This window comes from Thermococcus paralvinellae (assembly GCF_000517445.1).
In the GTDB taxonomy this organism is placed as follows: domain Archaea; phylum Methanobacteriota_B; class Thermococci; order Thermococcales; family Thermococcaceae; genus Thermococcus_B; species Thermococcus_B paralvinellae.
In genome coordinates this window covers 998,025-1,024,459 of record NZ_CP006965.1, presented here as the reverse complement: position 1 = coordinate 1,024,459, position 26,435 = coordinate 998,025, and the positions used below count along the sequence as shown (strand labels likewise).

Sequence of the window (26,435 nt, the reverse complement as noted above, 5' to 3'; positions counted from 1 at the left end):
GTGCCAAAGATGGCAGAGGAACATGTTGTTTACATCGGAAAGAAGCCTGTTATGAACTACGTCCTTGCCGTTATAACCCAGTTCAACGAGGGTGCAAAGGAGGTCTCAATTAAGGCAAGAGGAAGGGCTATCAGCAGAGCTGTTGACGTTGCAGAGATCGTCAGGAACAGATTCTTGCCAGAGGTTAGAGTTAAGGAGATCAAGATCGGTACAGAGGAACTTCCAACTGCAGACGGAAGAACAGCAAACACCTCAACAATTGAGATCATTTTGGAGAAGCCATGAATTTAATAGTTTAGCTTTTCTTTCCTTTTCATCACTTTACAAATTTCGAATTTTAGTTCAGATTACGTTGAAGTTAAAGGAAATCTTAATATTCCGTTGCTCACTAGTTCTATTGGTGGGGTTTTGTGGAATTTGAGACTATTAGTGTTGATGATGAAAAAGCTAAGGAGCTCGCTCAAATATTAATGAATGAGAAATCTCTGGCTATTTTGAGACTTCTTCAAGAGAAAACGCTTTCTCTTTCTGAGATTGCTCGAGAGTTAGATCTTCCCCTTTCAACGGTCTCATATCATATCGATAAAATGATCAAAGTAGGCTTAGTCGAGATTGTAGGTAAAAAGTATGGAAAAAGACTGCAAGAAGTTAAACTTTATCGTGCATCCCCAAGGCCGATACTTCTTCTCCCAAGAAAAATATCTGTAAAGGATAGAATATTGAGAACTTTTGAGAAAATTCAAATTATTAGTTTGAGTATTGCAGGTTTAATTGCTTATGGGGTTTACAAGTTTTCGAAAGTCCTCCTGACTCCAATGAAAGCTGGTTCAAAGTTTGCACAAGAGTATGCTGTTCAGAATATTACTCAGAATTTAACAAAGACTGTAACTGAGACAGTTACTCAGGCAACGATAGAGAGGGTATCAACAGTTACAACTCCTTTAACAGTTACATCTACAACCACACCAGCACTTCAGAAATCTGCAACTCCTCCGGTATTATACCTTCCTTATATTGTAATTGTAACGTTTATAATTCTCTTCTTAGCGTTTACACACTGGCTTGCAAAAAGAAACCTCTGATCCCAAAACATTTTTAAGTTTCTTCTCATATCTCCACATGAATGGGAGGGAATAGCAATGATGCCAAAAATAACTGTGGAACAAGTGCTTAAGAGAAGGGCAGTGGTTGTTGGGCCAGATGATACAATTGATAAAGTTGCCAAGATACTGGCCAAAAATAAAGTTAGCAGTGCAGTTGTTGTTGAGAATGAAGAGATAGTGGGCATATTAACTGACAGAGACATTCTGGATAAAGTTGTTGCTAAAGGAAAGAGTCCTAAGGGGGTTAAAGTCAAGGAAATAATGACTAAAAATCCAGTTAGAATCGAATACGACTATGACATCCAGGATGCTATCGAGCTCATGATGGACAAGGGAGTTAGAAGAATTCTTGTTACAAAACTGGGCAAGCCTATAGGATTTGTAACTGCTGCTGACCTACTTGCAGCGCTGGCGATGTATAACAGCGAGGAAAAAGAGACAGAAGAATTGGAAACCGAGACTGAAGTCTATGGAATCTGTGAGATTTGTGGACAGTACGGTCCACTATATAAAGTTTATATTGGTGGACAAGAGAAGTGGGTCTGTGAAAACTGTAAAGACTCAATAGAGCAATAAATTTCTAAGCACTGCTTTTGAATTCTCTTTTAGGTTAGTGGGTTTCTTGTTTCTTCTTGGACTATTCATATTTAAGCCAAACTTTAAAAACTTCTTTTGTCTATCCACTTTTAGGGGGTGAGATTATGGAAAAGAAAACTGGAACCACAACAGTCGGAATTAAAGTAAATGAAGGTGTTGTTTTGGCAGCTGATACTCAAGCTTCACTTGACCACATGGTTGAGACGCTTAACATCAGAAAAATTATCCCGATTACTGATAGAATAGCAATAACAACTGCAGGAAGCGTTGGAGATGTTCAAATGCTTGCGAGAATGCTTGAGGCTGAGGCTCGCTATTACCAGTTCACATGGGGAAGACCAATGACTGCAAAAGCGATGGCTAATCTCTTGAGCAACATATTAAATGAGAACAAATGGTTCCCATATCTAGTGCAGATAATTATCGGCGGATATGTTGAGGAACCAACTCTAGCAAATCTAGACCCACTTGGAGGCTTGATATTTGACAACTATACAGCAACGGGCTCCGGTTCACCTTTTGCAATAGCTATTCTCGAAGAAGGATACAAGAAAGATATGAGCATTAAAGAAGCAAGAGAATTGGCTATTAGAGCTGTCAGAACAGCTGGTAAGAGAGACGTTTATACAGGGGACAGGAAGATACAAGTTGTTGTGATCACAAAAGATGGCATGAAAGAGGAGTTCGTTGAATTCAAAGAATAAAGATAAAAACAAAAGCACTTAACTGAGTGCTTCTTTGATTTCCTCTTTCAATCCCATTTTTCCTGCTAGGAACAACCTTTTGTCCATCTCTTTTAGCACTGGACTTACTTTAGGTTTAAATTCCATTTTTGTCAAGATGTCTTTTTCTACATCTACACCTGGAGCAACTTCCTCAAGGATTAATCCCTCTTTTGTAAGCCTGAATACTGCCCTTTCTGTTACATATATGACTCTCTGACCCCTTTCTAGGCCAACTTTACCGTTGTAGACTATCTTGTAAACTTGATTTACGAATTTGATAATGCTACCATCTTTGACAATCTTTAATTGCCCATCTTTGACTCTGATGTCCCTCTTTCCTGCAGTAAATCCTCCAGCAAAGATTATTCTTGGAGAGCCAAATGATATCACTGGGAAACCTCCAGGCCCAGGCAATCTGCCAGGCAGAATTGAAGGATTGACGTTTCCATACTTGTCCACTTGCATGAATCCTAAGCTCGCAGCATCAATAACCCCACCTTCATAATTGGCAAACTGATCTGCCATAGATATTATTGCAAATGGTCCTATTGATGCTCCAAAATCTGGCCCACCCAATGCGACACCTCCAAAAGGCCCTGATTCGACTGTAGTAAAGAGATAATCTTGAACGCCTTCCTCGGTTGCAATTGCTGCTACCTCTGATGGGATGCCAATTCCTAAGTTAACTAAGATTGGTCTGCCAAGCTTTTTGATAATCTCAACCATCTCAAGCAGAATTCTTCTTGCAATGACTTTTCGGATATTTAATGGGATTTCTGGAATTCTTGGCTTAGCTGGAGGGATAATCTCACCGGAAATTCTTGGATCATACTGGATGTTTGCGCTCTGCTTGTGGTATTCCTTTGGGGCAATGACTACATAATCCACTAAGGGTGCTGGAACCTTCACATCTTGGGGGTGAAGAGAGCCAAATCTTGCAATCCTTTCAACTTGGGCTATCACAATCCCTGGATTTGGTAGGGATTTAGCAGCCTGAGCCATATTCAAAATGTCTGTAAATGCTCCCTCTCTTTCTGTCGTTATGTTTCCGATTTCATCGCTTGTTGTTCCTCTTATGAATGTAACATTTGGCTTCGGAGCGGTGTATAGGAGATATTCATCTCCGTTAATTTCGATCGGCTGAACCTTACATCTCTTCTTTTCTTTTGCGAGGTCATTTAAATACCCGGCATCTTGTCTTCCATCAAGGAACGTCCCTATTCCAACTTTCGTTATAACTCCTGGAAAGCCTCTCGCAACTTCTCTGAAAAACCACGAAGCCGTCCCAATAGACCATGTGTATCCCTCAATTCTATTTTCTTGAATCAGCTTTTGCAGATAGGGAGACCAGCCTGGATAGGTAACAAGGATTCCTGAGAGGAAATCTTGGTCTGGATCATTGTAGATCTCTTCCATTACCCTGTCGAGAACACCATTGGGGGCTGTTGGAATTGGATTGACTTCCAAGAAAATATTCTTTGGATGTCCTGTTTCTTTATAGTGCTCAAACAGTTTGAGGATCAAATACTCTGGGGCTACAAGCAGATTAAAGCCTGAAACAGCTATCACTGAATTGTCTGGAATTTCATCAATGGCTTCATTTACCTCCACAATCCTTCCCATGTAACGACACCAAATGGATTATAAGCGTATTCCACTAAATAACCTTTCGAAGGTGAGTGATGTGAAAAAGAAATCTGGGTTAATAGCATTGACATTGATTGTCATTCTTATCGCATCATTTTATCAAATCAGAGTTGGGTCAATAGATGAAAGGGCTAAACAAGTACTCCAGAAGGTTCAAGAGATTGAGAGTGAAGTTCAGGAGATTAGAAATCTCACATTCAAAGAATCGCCTAAAATAATTGTGATTACAAGGCAAGAAGCCTTAGAAAAATGGGGTCCTTCGAAGGGGGATATATTTGAGCTCAGAATATGGGGAGCAATCTATGAGATGACTTTTCTTGTTCCTCCAAGCTATAATTTAACAAGAGAGAGAAAAGAGCAAACAGCTTCATGGATTGCTGTAACCATGGGAAATAAAGTCTATATCATTGAGGAAAATTTCTTAGAAAGTGGAGAAACTGCTTATAGAGTTGTCGCTCATGAGCTAACTCATGTTTTGCAGAAGCAGAATTTTAACGCTCCTTATTCTGGGCCAACTTTGGATTCAACCCTTGCTATAAGGGCCTTGGTCGAAGGAGATGCTGACTTAGTCGCTGATTTGTACTGCAAAAGATACCACATTCCAATAGAAAAAATAACATCTCTGTACCTCGAAGACCCCGTTTGGAGTTTGAACGCTTTCCCTTACGTTTTTGGTGATAAATTCGTTCAGTATCTCTACGAAAAGGGTGGTTGGGGATTGGTTAATAGGGCCTACTCAAAGTTACCAATCACAACCCAACAAGTAATGAATCCAGAAATGTATCTGAGCTATACATTTCCAGAAAACGTGAGTTTAAGCGTTAAAAATGGTGAGGTAGTCCATGAAGACACGATGGGGGAATTTTATATCTATTTGCTCTTACTTGTTCACAATTATGAGGAAAAAGAAGCAAAGGAGATTGCAGATGGGTGGAGAGGGGATAAGTTAGTTTTGGCTCAAAATTCCACAAGCTTAATCTTAGCTTGGAAAACTGCTTGGAAAGATGAGAGCAGTGCTGAGAAGTTCTATAATGCACTCAAGACAATTGGAGATAACTACGTTAAGGCACATCCAGAATTTGAGTTATCGTTTACAATTAAGCAAGAAGGAAGATATGTTATTTTTACAGCGGTTAGGAGGCTGAAGAATGCTTAGATGTACAGCTTGTGGTAGAGAATATTCTTTGAGAAAGCCATATCAGAGGTGTGAATGTGGAGAGCCTTTAGAGCTTGAGCTTTTTGAAGGCTTTGCTGGAATCGGGAAAAGTGTTTGGGAGCGCTTTATTCAGTTCTTTCCTTTTGAACTTGACTTGGATTTAAGTCTCGGGGAGGGAGATACTCCACTTATAAGAGCAAGAAAACTCTCAAAAAAGCTTGGAATCCAGCTTTATTTAAAAAACGAAACTGTTAATCCAACTTGGAGCTTTAAGGATAGGGGGACGTTTTTAGGAATCCATAGGGTTTTACAGCTAGGCTTTGACAAAGTTGGGACTGTTTCAACGGGCAATATGGCTGCAAGTGTTGCGGCTTATGCATCAAGAGCAGGAGTGAAGGCTTACATTCTCGTCTCTTCAAATATAGCAGAGGAAAAGCTCAAGCAGATTGCTGTTTATGGGGCTGAAGTTATAAAAGTTAGGGGTGATTATGGGAAACTCTACTATGAAAGCCTTAAGCTTGGGCAAAAACTTGGCATTTACTTCATAAATTCTGACGATCCATTCCGTATAGAGGGATATAAGAGTATAAGCTTTGAAATTGTGGAAGAGATGATGCCAGACTATGTCATAGTTCCAACAAGCTCTGGTGGGCTAATTAGAGGTATCATAAAGGGCTTCCTTGAGCTTAAAAAGAGTGAGCTTATTGATAGGCTACCTACATTTGTTTGTGTTCAAGCTGAAGGCTGTTCACCGATTTACAAAGCTTTCATTGAAGAGAAAGAAAAAATTGAAAGATTTGAAAATCCGCACACAATAGCGCATGCAATTGAAAATCCATATCCGCCGAGCGGGAATGCTGTATTGAGGCTTTTGAAAAAACTCAACGGCATATGTGTTGCTGTTAGCGATGAAGAAATCCTTAACGCCCAGAGAATGCTCGCGCAAGAAGGTATATTTGTCCAGCCAGCTTCTGCAACAGGTATAGCGGCTGTAAAAAAGCTCAGAGAAGAAGGCAGAATTAAGGGAGATGAAAGGGTTGTGAGTATACTAACGGGAGCTGGACTCAAAACACTGCATCAGTTGGGAAGATTTGAAGTTAGAGAATTTGAAATGGAAAAGCTGGAAGAATGCCTATTGAAAAGCTAAATCACATCAAAGCTAATCTCGAGCAGTTCTTTGCTCTTTCTAAACCTCACTTTCTTGATTTTTATCTCTCCAACTTCTCCCGTTGTTTTTGTGTGCTGTTTGTTGCATGCATTGACATTCCAATCTTCAATAACCACTACCTTCAGAGTCTTAATCTCTGGGGGAATTGGGAATAAATCGTACATATCTTCACCAAATCTCCTTTCGGCTTCTTCTCTTGGCAGTTCATACACATGAATGGGAACATTTTCCTTAACTTTCTCATTTGCTAGCCTTTCAATTTCAGCAATCTCCTTCGGAGTTGGCTTTCTGCCAAATTTAACTGTTAATCTTCCGTGATTTCCGTTGACATAAACGCTTGCAGTCCACTTTGCTTTCTCCCCTAACACTTTAACAACTGCGCCTTTAATAACATGCAAGGCTGTGTGAGTTTTGACCTCAATCTCATTCATTAGAGACACCAGAAATTAAGGTAGTTTTTTAGAATTATTAAGTTTGCTGGTAATTGTGAATCAAAGATTGCTATTCAATTTTCGAAGCTTATTCCAATTTAAAAATGCACATCCAAAGAATTTTTGCCATAATCTGTCATTATTCAACGAAAATGGTTATAAATGCCAAGATTGATACCTTTTTGCCGATATGAAATATTTTGAGGTGATTGAAAATGGCTGAGAAGAAAAAGAGAAGAGTTATTATTCTGGGAGCTGCTGGAAGAGATTTCCACAACTTCAACGTCTTCTTTAGAAACAACCCTGATTATGAAGTCGTTGCATTTACAGCCACTCAGATCCCAGATATTGAGGGTAGAATTTACCCACCAGAATTAGCTGGTCCACTTTATCCAAATGGAATCCCAATCTGGAGCGAGGATGATTTGGAAAAAATCATCAAGGAGCACAACATCGATATTGCAGTCTTCGCTTACTCTGACGTATCACATGAACACGTTATGCACTTAGCATCAAGAGTTCATGCTGCTGGTGCTGACTTTTGGCTTCTTGGACCTAAGAGCACAATGCTCAAGTCAAGCAAGCCAGTTATAGCTGTTACAGCTGTTAGAACAGGCTGTGGAAAGAGCCAGACATCAAGAAAAGTTGCCAAGATTTTGAAGGATCTTGGATACAAGGTTGCAGTCATAAGACATCCAATGCCTTATGGTGACTTGAGGAAGCAAATCGTCCAGAGATTTGCAACCTATGAAGATCTCGACAAGTACGAATGTACAATCGAGGAGAGAGAGGAGTACGAGCCACACATTGACTATGGTCATGTAGTTTATGCCGGTGTTGACTACGAGAAGATTCTCAGAGAGGCAGAGAAAGAGGCTGACATAATCCTCTGGGATGGAGGAAACAACGACTTCCCATTCTACGAGCCAGACCTTTGGATTGTTGTAGCTGACCCACACAGACCTGGACACGAGCTCAAGTATCACCCAGGTGAGACCAACTTCAGAGCTGCTGATGTTATAATCATCAACAAGGTTGAGACAGCTTATCCCGAGAACGTGCAGAAGGTTAGAGAGAACATCGAGAAGGTCAATCCAAACGCTATTGTTATTGAAGCAGCATCACCAATCTTTGTTGACAAGCCAGAATTAATTAAAGGCAAGAGGGTTCTTGTTGTTGAAGACGGTCCAACACTCACACACGGCGGCATGAAGTACGGTGCCGGTTACGTTGCTGCCAAGAAGTTCGGAGCTAAGGAAATCATTGACCCAAGACCATATGCAGTTGGCTCAATAGTTGAGACATACAAGAAGTATCCACACTTAGATGTTATCCTTCCAGCAATGGGATATGGCAAGAAGCAGATCAAGGAGCTTGAAGAAACTATCAACAGAGCAGATGCTGATGTCGTTGTCATTGGAACACCAATTGACTTGAGAAGAATCCTCAACATCAACAAGCCAGCTGTTCGTGTTAGATATGAGCTCGAGGAAATTGGACAGCCAAAGCTCTACGACATCCTCAAGGACTTCGTCGAGAAGTGCGAGAAGCTTAAGAAGAAAGAGTGATCTCCGTAATCTTTTCCACTTTTCTCATCATTTTTATGCAGTTGCATTTTTATACTCCCCTAGTAATTATTATCTGGTGGTGATAATTATGAAACCTATTATAGGTATTGTTGCTCAGTTTGATTGGGAAACTGGTGCTCTGACAATAAATGATATGTATGTTAAAAGGATTAAAAAAGCTGGAGGGATACCCGTAGCTATCCCTCCTCTTGTTGGAATAACAGATGTTCTTGAAGCAATGGATGGTTTGATTTTCCCAGAAGGGCCGGATATCCATCCCAAATACTATGGGGGAGAGCTAACGACAAAAATAAGAAGTTTGGATGTGCAGAGGGATGAATTTGAGCTTACTTTAATCAGAGCTGCTCTCGAACGGAACCTCCCTATCTTGGGAATTGGAAGAGGTGCCCAAGCACTGAACGTTGCCCTCGGAGGTAGTCTATATCAAGATGTTGTTAGTGAGATTCCAAAGGCAATAAAGCATGACTGGACAAGCGGGGGTAGATTCTTAGTCCATCCGAGTTGCAAAGTTCATGAAGTTAGGATAAAAACAAATTCAATGCTTTTTGAAATCTTGAAGGAAAAATTAAACATTGAAGGAACAAATGAGGTTTTCATCGGAGTCAACAGTTTCCATCATCAAGCAATTAGAAAGCTAGGTGAGGGTATTAAACCCGTTGCCTATGCTGACGATGGGATAATTGAAGGGATTGAAATTCCAGAAAAATTTGCAATTGGTGTTCAGTGGCTCGCTGAATATTTGGACGAGATGCAGCCTCTCTTTGATGCTCTGGTTGAAAAGGCGTTAGAGTACAAGAAAAACAAAATTAGGGAAGAAATAGGGGAGGAAATTAAGAGGCAAGAGAGTGAAACTGGAGAAGCCGCTGAGAAAATAATTGAGGAACTTATAGAGGAACTAAGTGAGAGCCGTCACACGTAGGATAAAAATAGTAGCCTTCTCTGCATGAGCCAAAGGTAATCCCTTTCTCTTCAATGATCCTTCTTGCTCCTTCCAAAATCTCTAATCTGAAATCTCTTGGTAGGTAATAATATCCACTAATTCTCTCCCCTCTTTTATATAGTGGCTCAAGTTTCTTCATGAGTGCTGGAAACTTCGCTTTCATTCTTTTCCATGAATCTGCTCTGAGCTTCAGAGTTGAAACTGTTATATGGGAGACAAAGCTTAATGCATTGACAGTTTCCTCAAAGTCTCCCCATGTGTAAAAGGGTATTATTGGATCTATCCTTGCATAAACTGGAATTCCACTATCTTTTGCTCTTTTTAGAGCTCTTATTCTGTCTTTAGGTGATGGCGCATTTGGCTCTAATGCCTTAGCTTTTTCTTCATCTATTGTCGTCACTGTTATGCCAACAGCACATTTGAGTTCTCTTAGAATGTCCAAATCACGCTCAAAAATATCTGATTTTGTCAAAATTATGCATCTTATATTGTATCTTTTGAAGAGCTGGAGAACTTTTCGTGTAATGCCAAATTGCCTCTCAATCGTTGGGTATGGATCAGATGAGTAGGAGAGCGAAATTATGAACCTTCTATCAAATTTTCTGAGCTCCCTCTCGAGACTAGGAAGGAGGTTCTCTTTAATTCTAACCTTAAAAGCTTTGGGGATATAAGCGGTTATATAGCAGTAAACACAGGCATGGTCACAGCCCGTGTAAATGTTCAGCGTGTATTTGAAAGGACATGTACAGAGTTTCGATTTCCAAGGGTCAAACGGTCTTATATACATGAAGGAAAGTTTACAAAGCTATTTAAAAAGTATTTTCCTATTATTTTTTTGGGTGGTCAAATGATAACAGGGAAAGTTAAGTGGCTTGAAGATGGAAAATTTGAAGCAAGTGTTGAAGAGGGTGGAAAGATAATCTTTGGCGAAAAGGGCATTTCTCCCATGAAGACTCTCCTCCTGGCTGTTGCCGGATGCACAGCTATTGATGTTGTCATGATTCTCCAAAAGATGAGAGAGCCGATCGAGGGGCTTGAAGTTGAGATAAGTGGAGAAAGGAGAGAAGAACACCCTAGGATTTACAAGAAGGTTCACATCCACTACAAAATCTATGGAAATGTAAGGCCAGAGAAAGCTAAGCGAGCAATAGAACTCAGTCAAAACAAATATTGCTCGGCCTCAGCCCATTTGAAGCTCAGTGGAACTGAGGTTGCATACACATTTGAGGTCATCAATGAATGAAGTTTTACAAGCATGAAAAACTTTAAATGTTTGAACTTCATAGGCTATTTCAAGGTGATCTGAATGAGGGGAGAGCTGATTAGGGTTTTAAGTGCAGTTGAAGAAAAGGCCAACGAACTCAAGATGGACGGTTTTGAGCCAGATATTGTTCTCTTTGGAAAAGAGGCCTATGAGTTCTTAAAGGCTCAAGTTGATGCGGAATTTGGTGGTGATGAAAAGGTCACAGAGATTTCAGGCTTAAAAGTAAAACTACTTGAAGAGCTTGGCAAAGATGCCGTTGTTATAGACTCCAAAATGCTTGGAGTTGGACTGGGAGGAGCAAAGAGGATAAGGGTAATTAAAGATTGAGTTTGTAGCCGTCAAGAATTAGCAAACTCAAAGCAATTGCCATTATATCTGCCAAGCTCCCAGGATTCCTTAAATCTTCTTTTTCTCTTAGGAATTTATCCAGTTCATTAATACTGAGATTTCCATCCAATACTTCTTTTGCCATCCTCATTACGAGTTCAGCCTCAGCCTTTCCAGCTTTTCTGATAATAAGGGTGTCGGGTGTTGATGCTAGAAGTTCAAGAAATGCTCTTAAAACTGCTTCTTCAAGATTAAGTTCTTCGGTCAGTTCTTTGAGTCTCAAGAATGTTTTGTAGCTCAGCTCATAACCGTTGAGCCATTCACAGAAGATAAGCTCTCTTTCACAGCTGATTTCTGCTAAACGCTTGAGGTTAATCCTATCTTTAAAAAGTTCATCAAAAACATTCTCATCGTAAACATCATATTTAACTCCACTCTTTATTCCTTTAGGATTAGCAATTCTTATGGCTTTATAGAACTCCATTGTATCCCTGACTGTTGAGTGGGCAATCAATCTTTTTACAACTTCTCTGGCATCATAGATATGTCTTGAAATAACTAGAGCAATTACGAGAGGAATCTCCAGTGCTATTATGCCAAAATTTGGATTTGCATCTTGCACAGTTTTTGCATTTTGGACAGCCCTCTTTATCATTTCTCCTATATTAGCTTCACTTAGCTGATAATATCCTCTCCTAATTAATTTACCCACTTCTGTTGCTTCATAGAGCATATCAACAACGGCCACATTTCCAAAGAGAAAATGATAAAGGGTTAAATCCTCGAAATCTCTAAACCTATTTACATTGCCGGGCTTCGGGATTGCGGCCTCAAGTAAGGGTCCGAGTGTAAAAGCTTTAATTATTTTCCACCTCTCCATTTCTCTCAGCTCACCTTAACTCTTCCTATTATGCTATCAATTGTTAGCTCTAATGTCTTTGTGCCACTCTCATTGGAATTGATTTCAAGCTTTGTTGCAGAATCTCTTACGACTGGAATCACTTTATATTCTGAGGGTATGTCAATTGTTACATCACCGATTCCATCTTCTATTGTAATCTGAGAGCAGTCCTCAATCTCTATGTTGAAATCCCCAACGAAGTCGTTCAAATAAAGATTTTCACTTCTCATCTGTGAGATGCTGAATCTTCCAACGGTGTTTTTTATCGTGATTTGGCTTAGGCTGTCTTTGAGATTTATATAATAATCTCCAACAGTGTCGCTTATTTCAAGGCTCTTTAAGAGTCCTTTGCCTACTTCCACAATCAGCTTGCCGTTTTTATATCTGCTGCACATCTTAGTACATTTAAGAATGAGGACATTCCCATTTACTTCTGCTTGAATAGGAAGATTTGAGGTGACTTTTATTGAGTTCCCATCAGTGCTTACTATTTTAGTTTCGGCCACTATGTTCTGGATAATCAGCTCAGAGGCTTGAAATTCTCCAACGGTGTGCATTTCTCCCTCAATTTTCTCCGCAAACCAATCTCCTATCGAGTACCAAGAAGTAGTGCTGACGTCAGGAATTACTAGGTAAAGGGCAACATAGAGGACAAAGATTACACTAATTGTAGTTCTCCAAGCTTTATTCTTTGAGAGCAAGTATAAACCAAAGCAAACGAGAGCAACACCCCAAAATGATGCCTTTATGTAATGAGCATAGGGAGCTAAATATGTTAGTGTCTCGGGGTAGAGCTTTTTAAGGAGTATTAATGCTCCAAGAAACAAAAGGAAAAGTCCGAGTGTTCTTCCCATGTTTTCACCCCCTCATCAGCAAGTATATTCCAAATAGAATCAACAGTGTTGCTAAAAGAACGTCTCCTTGGAGATACCACATGAAGGGAGTTATCTTTCTTAAAATCAAAACCCCGCCGAGAATAATTAAAATTATTGCAAGGAGCTTTTCATTGTTGTGATCTTTAACTGTTGGGGCTGGCTTTTTAGAGCTAAATGCTTGTGTTAGTGTTTTATCAATTTCTTTTGCAATTTTTTCCGCTTTTTCAGGCAACTTGTCGAGAGATATCTCTTCCTCAGGTTCTTCTGGCATTATGATGGCTAGAACGAAGTAGAGCAGTATTGCCGTTACAGGGGCTAGAAACAGTAGAACAATATAGATTATCCTTACAACTGTAGGATCGACATCAAGATACTTTGCTATTCCTCCCAAAACACCCAAAAATACTCTCTCATCCTTTGCACGACAAAGCCTTTTCTTTTCCATTTTTACACCTCCATCATGCAAGTCTAGTGATCATAGTTTATATAAACAGTGGTTATTCTTAGTCACAGAATCTCAAGAAAAGTATATAAAAATTACCATTAAAAAAAGTTATAAAGAGTATCACTTCAGCAGCTTAACAAACTCTCTCATCCAGGCGTATAGGTCACCAGGATGCCTTGAGCTTACCCAATTTCCATCGACGACGACTTCCTTGTCGATAAACTCTGCACCTGCGTTTATCAAATCGTCTTTAATTGTTATTACGCATGTTCCCTTTCTTCCTTTTAGAACACCAGCTGATATTAAAATTTGGGGCCCATGACAGATTGTCGCCACTGGCTTTCCATCATTGAACATCTTTCTTGCTATTGCCACAGCTTTTTCATTAATCCTGACTCTCTCTGGTGCTTTTCCTCCTGGGAGAACAAGAGCATCGAATTCGTCTGGGCTAACTTCATCAAAAGTTAAATCAACCTTAACTTTGTAGCCGTGCTTTCCAGTTATGTAATCCTTCTTGTTGCTTGCTATAAACACTTTATGGCCTTCCTCCTTTATACGGTGGAAAGGATAAATCAGCTCAATGTCCTCAAAATCGTCCGCACTCAAAAACAGTACTTTCATCATGTTCACCCCATAATAGCGTTTAGACAAAATTAGAAGTAGGACATTTATAAACATTTTCATTCAAGAGAGGACAAAAATGAGTAGCAAAGATTAGAGTGGTAACTCGGTTGTTTCTTTATGGACTTTGAGAACCACCATTGTATGAGTTGCCTCAACTCCATCAATTTCTCCAATTCTATCAAGGAACTCATTCAGCTCTTCGCTACCCCTTGTTCTAATCTTAACTATCATGTCGTAATCCCCTGTGGTTTCATAAATCTCGACAATTTCAGGATATTTAACAAGCTCCTGAGCGACATAAGAATATTTTCCTGCTTTTGCTTTAATCAAAATAAAGGACAACATTGTAAACCCAAGGGCTTCTGGATCGAGGATAACGGTGAATTTTCTGATTATTCCATTTTCTTTAAGCTTTTTTATCCTTTCATAAATCGTGGATTCGGCTAATCCAACAGCCTTAGAAATCTCCCTCAGAGGAGTCCGGCTGTTCTTTTGAAGTATTCCTAAAATTTTTTTATCAGTTTCATCTAAGGTACCTCTCACCATTACTCACCCATCTAAAATTTTTCGACAAACTATATAAATTTGACGATATTTGAACGAGGGGCTTGAGAACCATATCTTTATAAAACCACTTCATTAACATCTAATGCGAGAGTGGAGCTCTTAGAGAGGTGATTTCTATGCCGACCAATGTTACAGCAGAGTACTTAGCAGCCGAGGAAGAGTATAGAAACGCAAGAACAATTGCAGAGAAAATTAGAGCACTTGAAAAAATGTATGCAACTGTTCCAAAGCATAAAGGAACAGAAAAGCTCAGACTCCAAATAAAGCGAAGACTAGCAGAGCTTAGGAAGGAACTCGAAAAGCAACAAGCTCAGAGGAAGGGAGGTGGGTATTCGTTTAGTGTTAAAAAAGAAGGTGCAGCCCAGATAGTCCTTGCTGGTCTTCCAAATGTAGGTAAATCTTCCCTTCTAAGGCAGCTCACTGGAGTAGATACTGATGTTGCTGATTACCCATTCACAACTGTTGAGCCCATTCCGGGAATGATGAAACATAAAGATGTTCAAATCCAGGTAGTTGAGGTTCCGGGTTTGGTTGAAGGTGCGGCATTGGGGAAAGGAATGGGAACTCAGCTTTTGGCTGTGATTAGGAATGCTGATGCAATTGCCATTGTTATTGACCTCTCACAGGATCCTATCAAGCAGATGGGAATAATTTTGAAAGAGTTTGAAAGAGCTGGAATAAAACTCAACAAGAGAAGGCCCAGAATTGAAATCAAAAAGATGCCCTATGGGGGAATTATAATTAATGGACAGGAAAACATCAAGGGTGATATTGAGGAAGTCATGAAAATGCTCCGTGAGGAGAAGATCCACTCAGCTGAGATAACTGTTAAAGAGCCCGTAACCCTTGAAGAGTTTGCTGATGCTTTAGATGATAGCTTGGTTTGGAGGAGGGCTATTATTATAGCAAACAAGGGCGATGCTCCGGGAAGCAAAGAGAATTATGAGAAATTGGTCAAAGCATATGGAGACCGCTTTAAGATAGTTCCTGTTTCAGCGGAAAAGGGAATAAATATTGATGCTGTTAAGGATGCTCTCTATGAGCTGGCTGACATAATAAGAGTTTTCACTAAATCACCAGGGGAGGAGCCAGCTTATCCACCTATTGCTCTTAAGAAGGGTTCAACTGTTTTAGATGTTGCAAAGAGAATCCATAAGGATTTTGCTAAGAACTTTAAATATGCTCGAGTGTGGGGTAAGAGCGTAAAGTTCCCAGGGCAAAGGGTAGGGGCGGATCATGTATTAGAAGATGGTGATATTGTTGAGATTCACGCCCGATAATTGGAAGTTAATTTTAGTTATTTATTCCAGCAGGAATAGGAATACTCACCCTTTTAACTTTATTTTATGATTTACTTCCTTAGGTTTGTGATTTAATGTACTGTATTAAGGTTTCTTCCAAACAGAATATATGAACAAATATTTAGTATTGTCAAATTTGGGTTAATTTTAATCCAAATCAAAATTTTCCAGTGTACTACTTTTGTCTAATACTAATAGATAGTTGGACATATAGAAAAGTATAAATATAACTGCTTATGTATAAATCTATGCCGGAGGGGCACTTCTATGAACTCCAATAGAGGAGGTGTGGCTATTGGCAGAAAAGGGTGAACATTGGGGTACTAGATTGGGTTTTATTTTTGCAATACTTGGTGCAATGATTGGAAGTGGAAACATCTGGCGTTTCCCAAGAATGATGGCAATGTACGGTGGTGGAGCGTTCTTAATTCCATACAGTATTGCACTGTTCACAGTTGCAATTCCATTGTTAATTGCAGAGGGTATCATTGGAAGAGAAACTGGAAAGAGCACTATTCTCGGATTCGCAAAATATGCAGGGAAAAAGTATGCATGGTTGGGAGCATGGGTTGCATGGGTTAACATTGCAATTATGTTCTATTACGCTGTTGTCAACGGTTGGGCACTGGCATATTTCGTTAAAGGATTGACAGGTCTCTATGCCAGCTATGCCCCAGGTAAGGGTCTAGAAACATGGAATGCATTCATTTCTGGATGGCAACCACTGCTATTCACGATATTAGTTTGGATATTTACATGGTACGTAATGGCAAAGGGAGTCAGAGGAATTGAAAAAGTTGCAACGTTTATGGTACCATCATTGTTGGTGTTTTTGGCAATTGTCGCAATAAGAGCAATATTAATGCCTGGCTCAGAAGTTGCCCTGAACTACATGTTTAAGTTTGATATCTCTAAGCTTTCAAATGCAGAAGCTTGGCTTCAGGCATATAGTCAGGTGCTCTGGAGTACAGGTGCTGGATGGGGTATATTCCTAACATATACATCATACTTCAGGAAGAATGATGATATAAACTTAAACGCACATATCACAGGATTCGGTGATACAAGCGGTGCTTTGCTCGGTGGACTTGCCGTGATTACAACAGTAGCTGTTACTGCTCCACTCATCGGTCTTGATCCATTCAAGGTGTACGCAGAAGGTAACGTCGGTTTAACATTCATCTGGCTCACTGAGCTGTTCCCGAAAGTCCCATTAGGGTTCCTAATTGGAACACTGTTCTACCTAGCGCTGTTCTTTGCAGCATTTACATCCCAAATTGCTATTACAGATGTCTTCGTTAAGAACGTTGTTGACTTTGGAGTTCCAAGAAAGAAGGCAGCCACATACGCTGCTGTTGTAGGTCTTGTTGCCGGGATTCCAGCAGCAATCAGCATTAACTGGCTCAACAATCAAGACTGGGCATGGGGTGTCGGATTGCTTGTCAGCTCAGTTGTGATATCATACGTGATGCTCAAGACAGGATTAGAGAAGAACAGAGAGATCGCCAACAGAGGTTCAGATATCAAGATTGGCAAGTGGTGGGACATCTTAGTCGGTTATGTTACACCGCTAAGCATAATCATTGTCATGCTCTGGTGGATTAAGCAGTCAATCTCATGGTATCCAGACACTTGGTGGAAGCCCACAGAGATCTATAGCACTGGTACTGTGATATTCCAGTGGGCATTAGCAATGATAGTAATCTATGTGGTAGTTAACAAGTTCCTCATGCCAAAGATTGAGGCAAGACTTGCAGAGGAGGGATGACGATGGAGGCGTCAGTTATACTCTCAATGATAATAGTCCTTGGATTCTATTGGGGGTTAACCCTTTATTTCGTCAAGTTGGCACTAGAAAAGGAAAAAGAAAAAGAGAAGGCTGCTTCTTGATTTTCTTTTTTATTTTAGTTAGCCTTTATCTTAATAGGAATCCTTTCCATAGAGGATCATTTCTGGAAATTATGTCCTGAGATACCTTTGTTATGTATGCACTTCCTGTTATCTCTGGGATTATGGCAGTGTACTCTCCGATCCTTGTGGTATCTATAATTTTAATCTTAAATTGCGTTCCGAGTATGCTCTCATGGACAAATGTGTCTCCAATCTTAAGGATGCCTTTTGAGTAAAGTGTTGCCACTCTTGCTGCACTTCCAGTGCCACAGGGACTTCTATCAACACTTCCTTCTCCCCATATCACAACATTCTTACCATTGGAGTCTTCTCTTTCTGGCTCATCGGTAAGCATAGCCAAGTTTATTCTATTTTGAACACCCCTTCTTGGATGATGAACTTTTATTTGTTCATTGGCAACCTTAATCAGCTTTAGGGCTGTGGGAATTAACTCTCGTATATACTCTCTTCTAACCCTAGTACCCAACTCTCTTGCATCCGCTATCACGTAGAAATTACCACCGAATGCTACATCTACATTCACTTTTCCCACATTGGGAAACTCTATATCAAACTCTCCCACATGGAAGCTTGGAACATCGACAACGGTGACTTCTTTAACAGTCCCATCCTCGATCCTTGCCTTTGCCTTCACTAACCCCGCAGGTGTTTCAAGTTTCACGGTAGTGTAAGGCTCTTTGGCTTCAACTATGCCCAATTCAACTAATGCAGTCGCAATTCCCATGGTTGCATGTCCGCACATATCTAAATAGCCCGAGGTATCCATGTATATAACTCCAAAATCTGCTATTTCAGAAGAAACTAACACGGCTCCAAATTGGTCTGCATGTCCTCTGGGTTCATGTAGGAGAACTGTCCTTATCCAGTCATAATGCTTTTTGAAGTACTCCCTTTTTTCTATAATGTCCTTTCCTTTGACATGTACTCCTGAAAGAAGAATTCTAGTTGGTTCTCCTTCAGTATGGGTATCAACAACATATAGGACATTTTTAGCTAGCATTAAATTCACCAAATATCATAAGAGAACTTGTTATATATAAAACTCTTGATGGATAAAAATCAAAATAATGGGTCAAAATTCTATCTCTTTACCAATGTTTTCTTTGATGGCTTTCTCATAAGCAAGTTTTGCAGTAATGGCGTCTTCAATCGCTAGTCCAACACTCTTAAACAGTGTTATTTCCTCATTAGAAGTTCTGCCTTTTTTGGCTCCGCTTACAATCTCTCCAAGCTCGGCGTATATATGGCTTTCATCAATAATACCCTCTTTTATTGGGATAATTATATCCCCTGACTCTTTTAAGACGGCATCTTTTGAATCAACAATGAGTTTTGCTTTTCTTACAGTTTTTGAATCGAGTTCTCTGCCTTCTGGACCTACCCATCCTATGGAATTTATGTGAGTACCTTCTCTTATCCAGTCTCCATCTATTACAGGCTGTTTTGCAGTGGTTGCTAAGATAAGTATATCCGAATTTCTAACGACTTCTTCGGGACTTTTCGCGATTATAATTTCAATCCCAAGCTTTTTGGACATATAATCAGCGAAACTTTTTGCTCGCTCCATGGATATGTCATAGACAAAGACTTTTTTAAGTGGTCTGACTTCATAGACTGCCCATAGCTGGGTTCTTGCTTGCACCCCAGCTCCAATTATTCCGACAGTTCTGGAATCTTTCCTTGCAAGATACTTAGTTGCAACACCGCTTGTTGCTCCAGTTCTCATGGCAGTTAAGTATCCTCCTTCCATGATTGCTAAAGGTTTTCCTGTTTCAGGATCATTTACGAGAACAGTTGCAAAGATTGTGGGGAAACCTTTTTTCAGATTTTCCCCATAGACCGATACAACTTTTATTGCCAATGCATCATTTTCTTCAAGATAGCAAGGCATATAAAGCATAGTGCCTTTATGTTTCTCTATATCGATTATGATTCTTAATGGAACTTTAGCTGTTCTATTATAAAGTTCAAGAAATGCTTTTTCTATGGCTTTAATAACCTCTTTCATTGAGAGAATTTTTTCCAAGTCATTTCTACTTAAGACTAACATGAACAACACCCCCTAAATTTTGGGATGACTATATAATAAAACTTAGCGTAGTTTTGTTAACAATAGGTTTGACAATAGTCTTTATGAACCTAAAGTTTTATATTACAAAACATCCTAATTTATTTTCGAATGAAGATTTTTGCAGGTGAAGAGTATGAGACCTCTTGATATATATGAGAAAGACCCTTCTAAGCAGGTAACAATATACTTTGAAGGCACTCCCTTGATAGCTTATGAAGGAGAAAAAATTTCAGTTGCTCTTTTAGCTAATGGAATTCGGTGGATTAGTATAAGCAGCGAAGGAAGAAAAAGAGGTGCTTTTGCATTTGGGCCAGCTCTCGTAAAGATAAATGGCATTAAAAACAAAGATGCCAGAAAAACCAAAGTCAAAGACGGTATGAGAATTGAAAGGCAGACATATCTCGAGTACCAAGAGAGCGTAGAAGTTGATAAAAGCAAGCCGCCTGAGAAGTATGTGATTGATGTTGCTATTGTTGGTGGAGGAATAGCTGGCATTGGTGCAACTTTAGAGCTCCAAGATTATCTAACTGTTGCATTGATAGAAGAAAAAGGCTACCTTGGGGGTGATATGAGACGAAAAAGTGTTCCAGTGAAGAAATTTGATAACAAAGAAGCAAAAGAAGTCGTGAAAGATCTTGTAACAAAACTCAACAAGAATGTTAAAGTGTTTAAAGGAACTACACTCCTTGGCATTTATAGGGATGGGAATCTTTTCCTGCTTTCTGCAGCCAAAGGAGAACGACTGGTTGAGATATATGCTAAAAAAGTGATTTTAGCTACAGGAGCTGTTGATAACTTCATGCTCTTTGAAAACAATGAAATGCCCGGGGTTTTTAGACGGGATTTTGCTCTTGAACTCATAAATGTCTGGGGAGTTAAACCGGGTAACAAAGTTGCTGTTGTTGGAAGAAAGCCGGAGGACATAGTGCCAGAACTTGAAAGAGTTGGTATTGAATATATCATTGTGAAAAATCCAAAAAGGGTAGAAGGAGAAGAGAGTGTAGAAAGGATAATTGACATTGAAGGGAATGTTTATGAGGTCGATGCAGTCATAATGTCAGACGGTAGGAGACCGGACATGAATCCAATAACTCTAGTGGGAGGAAAAATAATCTTCAAGAACGGTGCATATGTTCCAGTAAAGAATGATAAGAATGAAATAATTGAAGGAGTTTACGTTGCTGGAAGCGTTGCTTCTCTGAAAAGTCATTATGCAAATTATTTAGAGGGGAGACTGGTTGCCAGGTACATACTGAATGAGCTTGGAGTTGGAGTTAGCATTCAAGAGCTCAAAGAAGAATTTGAAAAGATCAACAAGGAAATTGAAGAACCTTTGCCCCAAATAGACCTATCAAAGCTGAATCTTGAGGAAACATATATCTGTGGGTGTGACGTTACACTGAAATCTGTTGTTGATGTTGTCAACGGTGGTATTACAAATCTCCAAATAGTAAAACGTCTCACTCACTTAGCAATGGGATTTTGTCAAGGGAGATATTGTCTATTTAACGGAGCAGTTATTGTAAGCAAGCTTTCTGGTATTGATATGGATAAGATAGATCTTCCCACTGCTAGGCCTCCGTTGAAACCCGTTACAATGAAGGTGATTGGCAATGAGTGATATTGTTGTTATTGGTGGGGGAATTGTTGGTGTGTCAATAGCGCATGAATTGGCAAAGCGCGGTGAGAATGTAACTTTGTTTGAAAAAAGGTATATAGGTTCTGGTTCAACTTTTAGATGTGCAACAGGTATAAGGCAGCAATTTGGAGATGAGGCCAATATTCAGGTTATGAAGCGCTCAGTAGAGCTTTGGAAGAAGTACAGTGAAGAATACGAATTTCCATTTGACCAGACTGGCTATTTATTTCTTCTCTACAGTGAAGAGGAAGTTGAGGACTTTAAGAAGAATATTGCTTTACAGAACAAGTTTGGGGTCCCCACTAGGTTGATAACTCCTGAGGAAGCTAAGGAAATAGCACCTTTAATAAATATTGACGAAGTTATTGCCGCTTCTTGGAATCCAACTGATGGAAAGGCAGACCCATTCTTTGCAGTTACAGCCTTTGCAAGAAAAGCAAAGGAGTATGGAGCAAAGATATATGAATACACGGAAGTTAAAGATATACTAGTTGAGAAAGGTGAGATTAAGGGAGTAAAAACCAATAGAGGGTTTTTCAAAGCGGATATAGTAGTGAATGCCGCAAATGCATGGGCTCCTCTAATAAACATAATGGCTGGTATACCAATTGACATACCAATTAGGCCATACAAACATCAGTCAATAATAACACAGCCCATAGAGAGAGGTTCCATCAAACCAATGGTTATTTCTTTCAGACATCATGATGCCTATATTACCCAAACCCACCATGGAGGTGTCATTGGAGGAATTGGACTGGAATATGGTCCAACCTATGATCTAACACCAACCTACGAATACCTAAAAGAAGTCACAAAAACACTGCCTCAGATTGTTCCAGCATTAAAGAATCTCAGAATTCTAAGAATGTGGGCTGGATACTATGCTAAGACTCCAGATAGCAATCCAGCAATTGGCAGAATAGAGGAAATTGACCAATTGTACATTGCAGCGGGTTTCAGTGGACACGGCTTCATGATGAGTCCTGCTGTTGGGGAGATGATAGCTGAGTTAATAATCAAAGGAAGAACTCACCTACCGATTTGGTGGTACGACCCATATAGATTTGAACGTGGGGAACTTAGAGAAAAGGCTATCCAGATGGGATAATTTGTGGAATTTCTTTTGTTCTATGAAATTTTTTTTGCTTTAACAAATGTTTCTATGAAATTTTCTTTTATCAAAAAGTCAGGATATTAAATAGAGACACAACCAAAGGTGCAAAACTTTTTTATGAAAAAATCCTCATAAATGAGTTTTACATATTTCATGCTGGTGAAACCTTATGCGACTCACCGAACATCCTATTCTAAATTTTCAGGAAAAGCGTGGCAGAAAAGTAACAATTTATTTTGAAGGGCAACCAATTGAAGCATATGAAGGAGAAACAATAGTTATGGCACTACATGCTGCGGGCATAAGGGTACTGGCATATACTCCTAACAAACACAGACCTCGTGGCTTATTCTGTGCAATTGGGAAGTGTGCTTCGTGTTTAATGACAGTGAATGGAATTCCAAACGTAAGAACTTGTATAACCCTCGTTGAGGATGGCATGGATATAAGAATGCAACGGGATAAGCCAAAACTGCCCAAGGATGCAAAGCCTTCCAAATGGAAGGATGCCAAAAAAGTTTTCGGTGATATTGTAATTATTGGTGGTGGTCCAGCAGGTTTAATGGCCGCAATAAATGCTGCCGATGCTGGAGCCAAAGTTATCCTTCTTGATGAAAATCCAATGCTTGGAGGTCAGTTGGTAAAGCAGACTCATAAGTTCTTTGGAAAGAGGGAGCAGTTTGCAGGAGTTAGGGGAGTCAAGATAGCAGAGATTTTAGAGGATGAGGTTAGGAAAAGAGAAAACATAGAGATTTTCCTTGAAACCTCAGCGATAATGCTTCTTCAGGATGGAGATGAAAAGCTCGTAGTTGGGGTCAGGAAGAATAAAGAGCTGATTGAGTTTAGAGGAAAAGCTGTTATTGTGGCAACTGGAGCAATGGAAAAGATGATACCCTTTGAAGGTAATGACTTACCGGGCGTTTATGGGGCAGGAGCAATTCAGACATTAATGAACACATATGGGGTCAAACCGGGAGAGAGGGTTCTTATTGTTGGTGCTGGAAACGTTGGATTAATCTTAGCCTATCAGTTAATCCAAGCTGGAGTTGAAGTAAAAGCAATAGTTGAGGCTATGCCAAAGATTGGAGGCTATTTCGTTCATGCAGCAAAGGTTAGAAGATTAGGTGTTCCAATTCTGACAAGACACACCATTCTTAAAGCTGAAGGGGAAGAAAAAGTTGAGAAAGCAGTTGTTGCTCAAATTGACGAGAGATGGAGACCAATTCCGGGAACCGAGAAAGTATTTGATGTTGATGTAATCGCCTTAGCTGTTGGATTAAGGCCAAGCATAGAGCTCCTTCATCAGGTTGGCTGTCAAATCAAATACGTTCCAGAACTTGGAGGGCACGTAGTGATTAGGGACAGCAGAATGGAAACAACAATTAAGGGAATCTTTGTTGCAGGAGATTCAGCAGGAATTGAGGAGGCAACAACGGCAATGCTTGAAGGAAAGATAGCTGGAATTGCTGCCGCTCTGGAAATTGGCATTGCTTCACCAGAATGGCTCAAGGAAATACAAAAAGCCCAGAAAGAGCTTGATGAGTTTAGAGCTGGGCCATTTGGTAGGAAAGTTCTTGAGGGTATTAAGAAGGTGGTGGTAGAATGAGTGAAATTCCACACTACCTCAGAGAAGGGTTCATAACAGTTGAGGAGCTCAAGCAAGTCATAGAGCTTCCCAGCGAGGAGCGCTTGAGGAAAAGACCTGTTGCGATTCCGGAATGTCCTCAAGAAATCCCTTGTACGCCATGTAAGGAAATTTGTCCTACAAATGCTGTTCTTATGGAAAACCCAAATGCAATTCCAATTGTTGATTACGAGAAGTGCATCGGCTGTTCTCTCTGTGTGCAGATTTGTCCCGGCTTGGCGTTTTTCATGGTTCACTACGTTGGTGATAAAGCTAGAGTAACCATGCCACACGAGCTTTTACCAGTTCCAAAGATTGGAGAGGAAGTAATTTTGCTTAACCGGATTGGAGAAGAAGTGGGAAGAGGAAAAGTGATCACAGTAGTGCCAAGAGAAAAGAGCAAGGGAGACACGCCAATAATAACGGTTGAAATGCCAATTGAACTCGCTTGGGATGTTAGGGCTGTCAAGGTGGTGAGAAAATGAGTGACAAGAAAAACATCATAATTTGTCGCTGTAATGAAGTAACTCAGGAAGAAATCGAAGCTCTAATAGACCAAGGAGTTACTGACATCGAGATGATAAAGAGGCTTTTAAGAATTGGCATGGGGCCGTGTCAAGGAAGGACTTGTCTTCCGATGGTTATCTCAATTCTTGCAAGGAAAACCGGCAAAAAACCAGATGAGATCAAGCTTCCTGCAACGAGAATTCCCGTGAGGCCTGTTCCAGCTGGAGTATTGGTGGGTGAGATGGAGAGTGATGGGAATGAAGAGTAAGGCTGAAGTTGTTATTATCGGTGGTGGAAGCACAGGAACTTCAATTGCATATCACTTGGCAAAACTTGGTGTTGAGGACGTTGTTTTGCTTGAGAAGAACTATCTTGGCTCAGGCTCAACCTTTAGGTGTGCCTCTGGAATCAGGGCACAGTTCACAGACGAGGCAAACATCAAGCTCCAGAGGTATAATATCGAAAAGAGATGGAAACATTTGAGTGAGGAGCTCGAATATGATGTTCACTTCAAACAGACAGGCTATTTATTCCTAGCAACCACTGAGGAAGAAATTGAGGCTTTTAAGCAGAATATAAAACTTCAGAATAAATTTGGTGTCCCTACAAGACTCATAACACCAGAGGAAGCCAAAGAAATCGTTCCCCCCTTGAATGCAGAAGCCTTCTTGGCAGGGGCATGGAATCCAGAAGATGGTAAGGCTTGTCCATTCAGAGTTGTCCATGCATTTGCAAGGAAGGCTAGGGAAATGGGAGTTGAGATATACGAACACACACCAGTAACTGGAATTATTGTTGAGAATGGAGAGATTAAGGGTGTAAAAACAGAAAAGGGAGTAATAAAGACTGGTATAGTCGTGAATGCTGCAAATGCTTGGGCACCAATAATAAATGAAATGGCCGGATTAAGCAGAGATTTTGTCCCAATAAAGCCGTATAAGCATCAAATAGCAAAAACTGAACCAATAGCTCCTGGTCAAATTGAGCCTTTGACGTGTCCTCCAGCATGGAACGATTCCTATGTCATACAAGATGGGGAAGATGGAGGCGTCATCTGTGGAACAGGACTTGAAAAAGAACCGACAAGCTTAGATGATGTTCAGCCAACCTATGATTTCCTGAGAGAGGTTCTTAAATGGGCAACAAGAATAATTCCAGCTTTGAAGTATGTACATGTAGTCAGGCAATGGGCAGGATTTTATGCGAAGACTCCAGACAGCAATCCTGCAATTGGGAGGATTCAGTATGTAGATGAACTTTACATAGCTGCAGGATTTAGTGGGCACGGTTTCATGATGGCACCGGGAGTCGGTGAGGCAATTGCAGAGCTTATAATAAAAGGCAAATCAAAAGTGCCACTTGACTGGGAGTGGTATGACCCACACAGATTCGAGCGTGGAGAATTAAGAAGTGCAGCATTCCAGATTGGATGAGTTTTGTTCTTTATTTTATTTTAGCAGAACTGAAGATTTGTGAACTAATGATTTTTGCATTTACAAACTTTTTTAAAATTCGAACAAATTCGAAGAAGTTAGGAGACGAAGCTTCCATAGTAAAGAGAACAAGGAACTAAACTCTTACCTCTTAAAGAGCTGGTAAGAGATTGTATTTAAACAGATAAAGGGGCTTTAGTCAAACTTTTCTCAGAAGAGTTTGTTGTGGTGCGGGGGCCGGGATTTGAACCCGGGAACCCCTGCGGGACGGGACCCTAAATCCCGCGCCTTTGACCAGGCTCGGCAACCCCCGCTCAGCATTAATGAAATGTGCTGGATATTTAAAGGTTTCTGAGACAGACTTAATTATAACAGGTAGTGATTATGAAGATTTCAACATTATGTTTCCCCAACTTACGTATGAGATTTCTCTCTGAATGTTCAGATAAAGGTTTATAAAACATTTTTGAAAA

28 protein-coding genes and 1 tRNA gene are annotated in these 26,435 nt (G+C 40.1%); 18 read left to right on the top strand and 11 right to left on the bottom strand.

Annotated features, from left to right (window positions below; translation table 11 throughout):
• Positions 1 to 9: 9 nt before the first annotated feature.
• The 4 genes from albA (at position 10) to psmB (ending at position 2,404) form a co-directional block, all read left to right on the top strand.
• A complete protein-coding gene (gene albA, locus TES1_RS05650) occupies positions 10 to 285 on the top strand; it encodes a DNA-binding protein Alba (RefSeq protein ID WP_013467275.1) in 276 nt (91 codons plus the stop codon).
• A gap of 125 nt (positions 286 to 410) precedes the next feature.
• Positions 411 to 1,082, top strand: coding sequence for an ArsR/SmtB family transcription factor (locus tag TES1_RS05645; protein ID WP_042680982.1), 672 nt, complete (start codon positions 411 to 413; stop codon positions 1,080 to 1,082).
• Positions 1,083 to 1,139: 57 nt separating this feature from the next.
• The gene (locus tag TES1_RS05640; RefSeq protein WP_042680980.1) at positions 1,140 to 1,679 is read left to right on the top strand and encodes a CBS domain-containing protein; all 540 of its coding nucleotides are present in this window, start codon (positions 1,140 to 1,142) and stop codon (positions 1,677 to 1,679) included.
• 125 nt (positions 1,680 to 1,804) lie between these two features.
• Positions 1,805 to 2,404, top strand: coding sequence for an archaeal proteasome endopeptidase complex subunit beta (psmB, locus tag TES1_RS05635; protein ID WP_042680978.1), 600 nt, complete (start codon positions 1,805 to 1,807; stop codon positions 2,402 to 2,404).
• 18 nt (positions 2,405 to 2,422) lie between these two features.
• Here the strand turns inward: psmB and TES1_RS05630 are convergent, their stop codons facing one another.
• Positions 2,423 to 4,048 (bottom strand): acyl CoA:acetate/3-ketoacid CoA transferase, encoded by a 1,626-nt coding sequence (locus tag TES1_RS05630; RefSeq protein ID WP_042680976.1) that lies wholly within the window; start codon positions 4,046 to 4,048, stop codon positions 2,423 to 2,425.
• 61 nt (positions 4,049 to 4,109) lie between these two features.
• Between TES1_RS05630 and TES1_RS05625 the strand changes: the two genes are divergently transcribed.
• Together TES1_RS05625 and thrC are read left to right on the top strand one after the other, a co-directional pair.
• On the top strand, positions 4,110 to 5,228 hold the full coding sequence (locus TES1_RS05625; protein ID WP_051408179.1) for an eCIS core domain-containing protein: 1,119 nt from the start codon (positions 4,110 to 4,112) through the stop codon (positions 5,226 to 5,228).
• Positions 5,221 to 6,375: a threonine synthase gene (thrC, locus tag TES1_RS05620; RefSeq protein WP_042680975.1), complete on the top strand. Its 1,155-nt coding sequence runs from the start codon at positions 5,221 to 5,223 to the stop codon at positions 6,373 to 6,375. Before TES1_RS05625 ends, thrC begins: the two co-directional genes overlap by 8 nt.
• On the opposite strand, the gene TES1_RS05615 is transcribed toward thrC, so the two are convergent.
• On the bottom strand, positions 6,372 to 6,827 hold the full coding sequence (locus TES1_RS05615; RefSeq protein ID WP_042680974.1) for an alanyl-tRNA editing protein: 456 nt from the start codon (positions 6,825 to 6,827) through the stop codon (positions 6,372 to 6,374). The genes thrC and TES1_RS05615 overlap by 4 nt on opposite strands.
• A 215-nt stretch (positions 6,828 to 7,042) precedes the next feature.
• Between TES1_RS05615 and TES1_RS05610 the strand changes: the two genes are divergently transcribed.
• Together TES1_RS05610 and TES1_RS05605 are read left to right on the top strand one after the other, a co-directional pair.
• Positions 7,043 to 8,395 carry a cyclic 2,3-diphosphoglycerate synthase gene (locus TES1_RS05610; RefSeq protein WP_042680973.1) on the top strand — a complete coding sequence of 451 codons (1,353 nt, stop codon included), beginning with the start codon at positions 7,043 to 7,045 and terminating at the stop codon, positions 8,393 to 8,395.
• Between the two features lie 88 nt (positions 8,396 to 8,483).
• Positions 8,484 to 9,335: a gamma-glutamyl-gamma-aminobutyrate hydrolase family protein gene (locus TES1_RS05605; protein WP_042680972.1), complete on the top strand. Its 852-nt coding sequence runs from the start codon at positions 8,484 to 8,486 to the stop codon at positions 9,333 to 9,335.
• On the opposite strand, the gene TES1_RS05600 is transcribed toward TES1_RS05605, so the two are convergent.
• The gene (locus tag TES1_RS05600) at positions 9,301 to 10,143 is read right to left on the bottom strand and encodes an SPL family radical SAM protein (RefSeq protein WP_042680970.1); all 843 of its coding nucleotides are present in this window, start codon (positions 10,141 to 10,143) and stop codon (positions 9,301 to 9,303) included. The two genes, TES1_RS05605 and TES1_RS05600, sit on opposite strands and share 35 nt — an antisense overlap.
• A 60-nt stretch (positions 10,144 to 10,203) precedes the next feature.
• Between TES1_RS05600 and TES1_RS05595 the strand changes: the two genes are divergently transcribed.
• Both TES1_RS05595 and TES1_RS05590 read left to right on the top strand, forming a co-directional pair.
• On the top strand, positions 10,204 to 10,599 hold the full coding sequence (locus tag TES1_RS05595) for an OsmC family protein (protein ID WP_042680968.1): 396 nt from the start codon (positions 10,204 to 10,206) through the stop codon (positions 10,597 to 10,599).
• 63 nt (positions 10,600 to 10,662) lie between these two features.
• Positions 10,663 to 10,947 (top strand): family 4A encapsulin nanocompartment shell protein, encoded by a 285-nt coding sequence (locus tag TES1_RS05590; RefSeq protein ID WP_042680966.1) that lies wholly within the window; start codon positions 10,663 to 10,665, stop codon positions 10,945 to 10,947.
• On the opposite strand, the gene TES1_RS05585 is transcribed toward TES1_RS05590, so the two are convergent.
• The 5 genes from TES1_RS05585 to TES1_RS05565 all read right to left on the bottom strand — a co-directional run bounded on the left by TES1_RS05585 (position 10,937) and on the right by TES1_RS05565 (position 14,335).
• Positions 10,937 to 11,827: a triphosphoribosyl-dephospho-CoA synthase gene (locus TES1_RS05585; RefSeq protein WP_042680964.1), complete on the bottom strand. Its 891-nt coding sequence runs from the start codon at positions 11,825 to 11,827 to the stop codon at positions 10,937 to 10,939. The genes TES1_RS05590 and TES1_RS05585 overlap by 11 nt on opposite strands.
• A 5-nt stretch (positions 11,828 to 11,832) precedes the next feature.
• On the bottom strand, positions 11,833 to 12,702 hold the full coding sequence (locus TES1_RS11050) for a DUF4097 family beta strand repeat-containing protein (RefSeq protein ID WP_042680962.1): 870 nt from the start codon (positions 12,700 to 12,702) through the stop codon (positions 11,833 to 11,835).
• Positions 12,703 to 12,706: 4 nt separating this feature from the next.
• On the bottom strand, positions 12,707 to 13,168 hold the full coding sequence (locus TES1_RS05575) for a PspC domain-containing protein (protein WP_042680960.1): 462 nt from the start codon (positions 13,166 to 13,168) through the stop codon (positions 12,707 to 12,709).
• A gap of 120 nt (positions 13,169 to 13,288) precedes the next feature.
• On the bottom strand, positions 13,289 to 13,789 hold the full coding sequence (pfpI, locus tag TES1_RS05570; RefSeq protein WP_042680957.1) for a deglycase PfpI: 501 nt from the start codon (positions 13,787 to 13,789) through the stop codon (positions 13,289 to 13,291).
• A 93-nt stretch (positions 13,790 to 13,882) separates the two neighbouring features.
• On the bottom strand, positions 13,883 to 14,335 hold the full coding sequence (locus TES1_RS05565) for an Lrp/AsnC family transcriptional regulator (protein WP_042682741.1): 453 nt from the start codon (positions 14,333 to 14,335) through the stop codon (positions 13,883 to 13,885).
• 140 nt (positions 14,336 to 14,475) lie between these two features.
• On the opposite strand from TES1_RS05565, the gene TES1_RS05560 reads away from it, so the two are divergent.
• Positions 14,476 to 15,639 carry an OBG GTPase family GTP-binding protein gene (locus TES1_RS05560; protein WP_042680955.1) on the top strand — a complete coding sequence of 388 codons (1,164 nt, stop codon included), beginning with the start codon at positions 14,476 to 14,478 and terminating at the stop codon, positions 15,637 to 15,639.
• Positions 15,640 to 15,955: 316 nt separating this feature from the next.
• Positions 15,956 to 17,428 (top strand): sodium-dependent transporter, encoded by a 1,473-nt coding sequence (locus TES1_RS05555; protein WP_042680953.1) that lies wholly within the window; start codon positions 15,956 to 15,958, stop codon positions 17,426 to 17,428.
• A gap of 147 nt (positions 17,429 to 17,575) precedes the next feature.
• On the opposite strand, the gene TES1_RS05550 is transcribed toward TES1_RS05555, so the two are convergent.
• Together TES1_RS05550 and TES1_RS05545 are read right to left on the bottom strand one after the other, a co-directional pair.
• Complete coding sequence (locus tag TES1_RS05550; RefSeq protein WP_042680951.1) at positions 17,576 to 18,571, bottom strand: proline racemase family protein; 996 nt, start codon at positions 18,569 to 18,571, stop codon at positions 17,576 to 17,578.
• A 72-nt stretch (positions 18,572 to 18,643) separates the two neighbouring features.
• Entirely contained in the window at positions 18,644 to 19,621 is a 978-nt protein-coding gene (locus TES1_RS05545; protein WP_042680949.1) for an ornithine cyclodeaminase family protein, read from the bottom strand.
• 154 nt (positions 19,622 to 19,775) lie between these two features.
• On the opposite strand from TES1_RS05545, the gene TES1_RS05540 reads away from it, so the two are divergent.
• From TES1_RS05540 to TES1_RS05515, 6 genes are all read left to right on the top strand, one after another.
• The gene (locus TES1_RS05540; RefSeq protein ID WP_042680947.1) at positions 19,776 to 21,263 is read left to right on the top strand and encodes an FAD-dependent oxidoreductase; all 1,488 of its coding nucleotides are present in this window, start codon (positions 19,776 to 19,778) and stop codon (positions 21,261 to 21,263) included.
• A complete protein-coding gene (locus TES1_RS05535) occupies positions 21,256 to 22,392 on the top strand; it encodes an NAD(P)/FAD-dependent oxidoreductase (protein WP_042680945.1) in 1,137 nt (378 codons plus the stop codon). The genes TES1_RS05540 and TES1_RS05535 overlap by 8 nt, the downstream gene beginning before the upstream one ends.
• A 175-nt stretch (positions 22,393 to 22,567) precedes the next feature.
• Positions 22,568 to 24,004 (top strand): FAD-dependent oxidoreductase, encoded by a 1,437-nt coding sequence (locus TES1_RS05530; RefSeq protein ID WP_042680943.1) that lies wholly within the window; start codon positions 22,568 to 22,570, stop codon positions 24,002 to 24,004.
• Positions 24,001 to 24,507 carry a 4Fe-4S binding protein gene (locus TES1_RS05525; RefSeq protein ID WP_042680941.1) on the top strand — a complete coding sequence of 169 codons (507 nt, stop codon included), beginning with the start codon at positions 24,001 to 24,003 and terminating at the stop codon, positions 24,505 to 24,507. Before TES1_RS05530 ends, TES1_RS05525 begins: the two co-directional genes overlap by 4 nt.
• Positions 24,504 to 24,797, top strand: coding sequence for a (2Fe-2S)-binding protein (locus TES1_RS05520; protein WP_042680939.1), 294 nt, complete (start codon positions 24,504 to 24,506; stop codon positions 24,795 to 24,797). Before TES1_RS05525 ends, TES1_RS05520 begins: the two co-directional genes overlap by 4 nt.
• On the top strand, positions 24,787 to 25,962 hold the full coding sequence (locus tag TES1_RS05515) for an NAD(P)/FAD-dependent oxidoreductase (protein WP_042682740.1): 1,176 nt from the start codon (positions 24,787 to 24,789) through the stop codon (positions 25,960 to 25,962). The genes TES1_RS05520 and TES1_RS05515 overlap by 11 nt, the downstream gene beginning before the upstream one ends.
• A 226-nt stretch (positions 25,963 to 26,188) precedes the next feature.
• Here the strand turns inward: TES1_RS05515 and TES1_RS05510 are convergent.
• Positions 26,189 to 26,276, bottom strand: a tRNA-Leu gene (locus tag TES1_RS05510).
• Positions 26,277 to 26,435 lie beyond the last annotated feature (159 nt).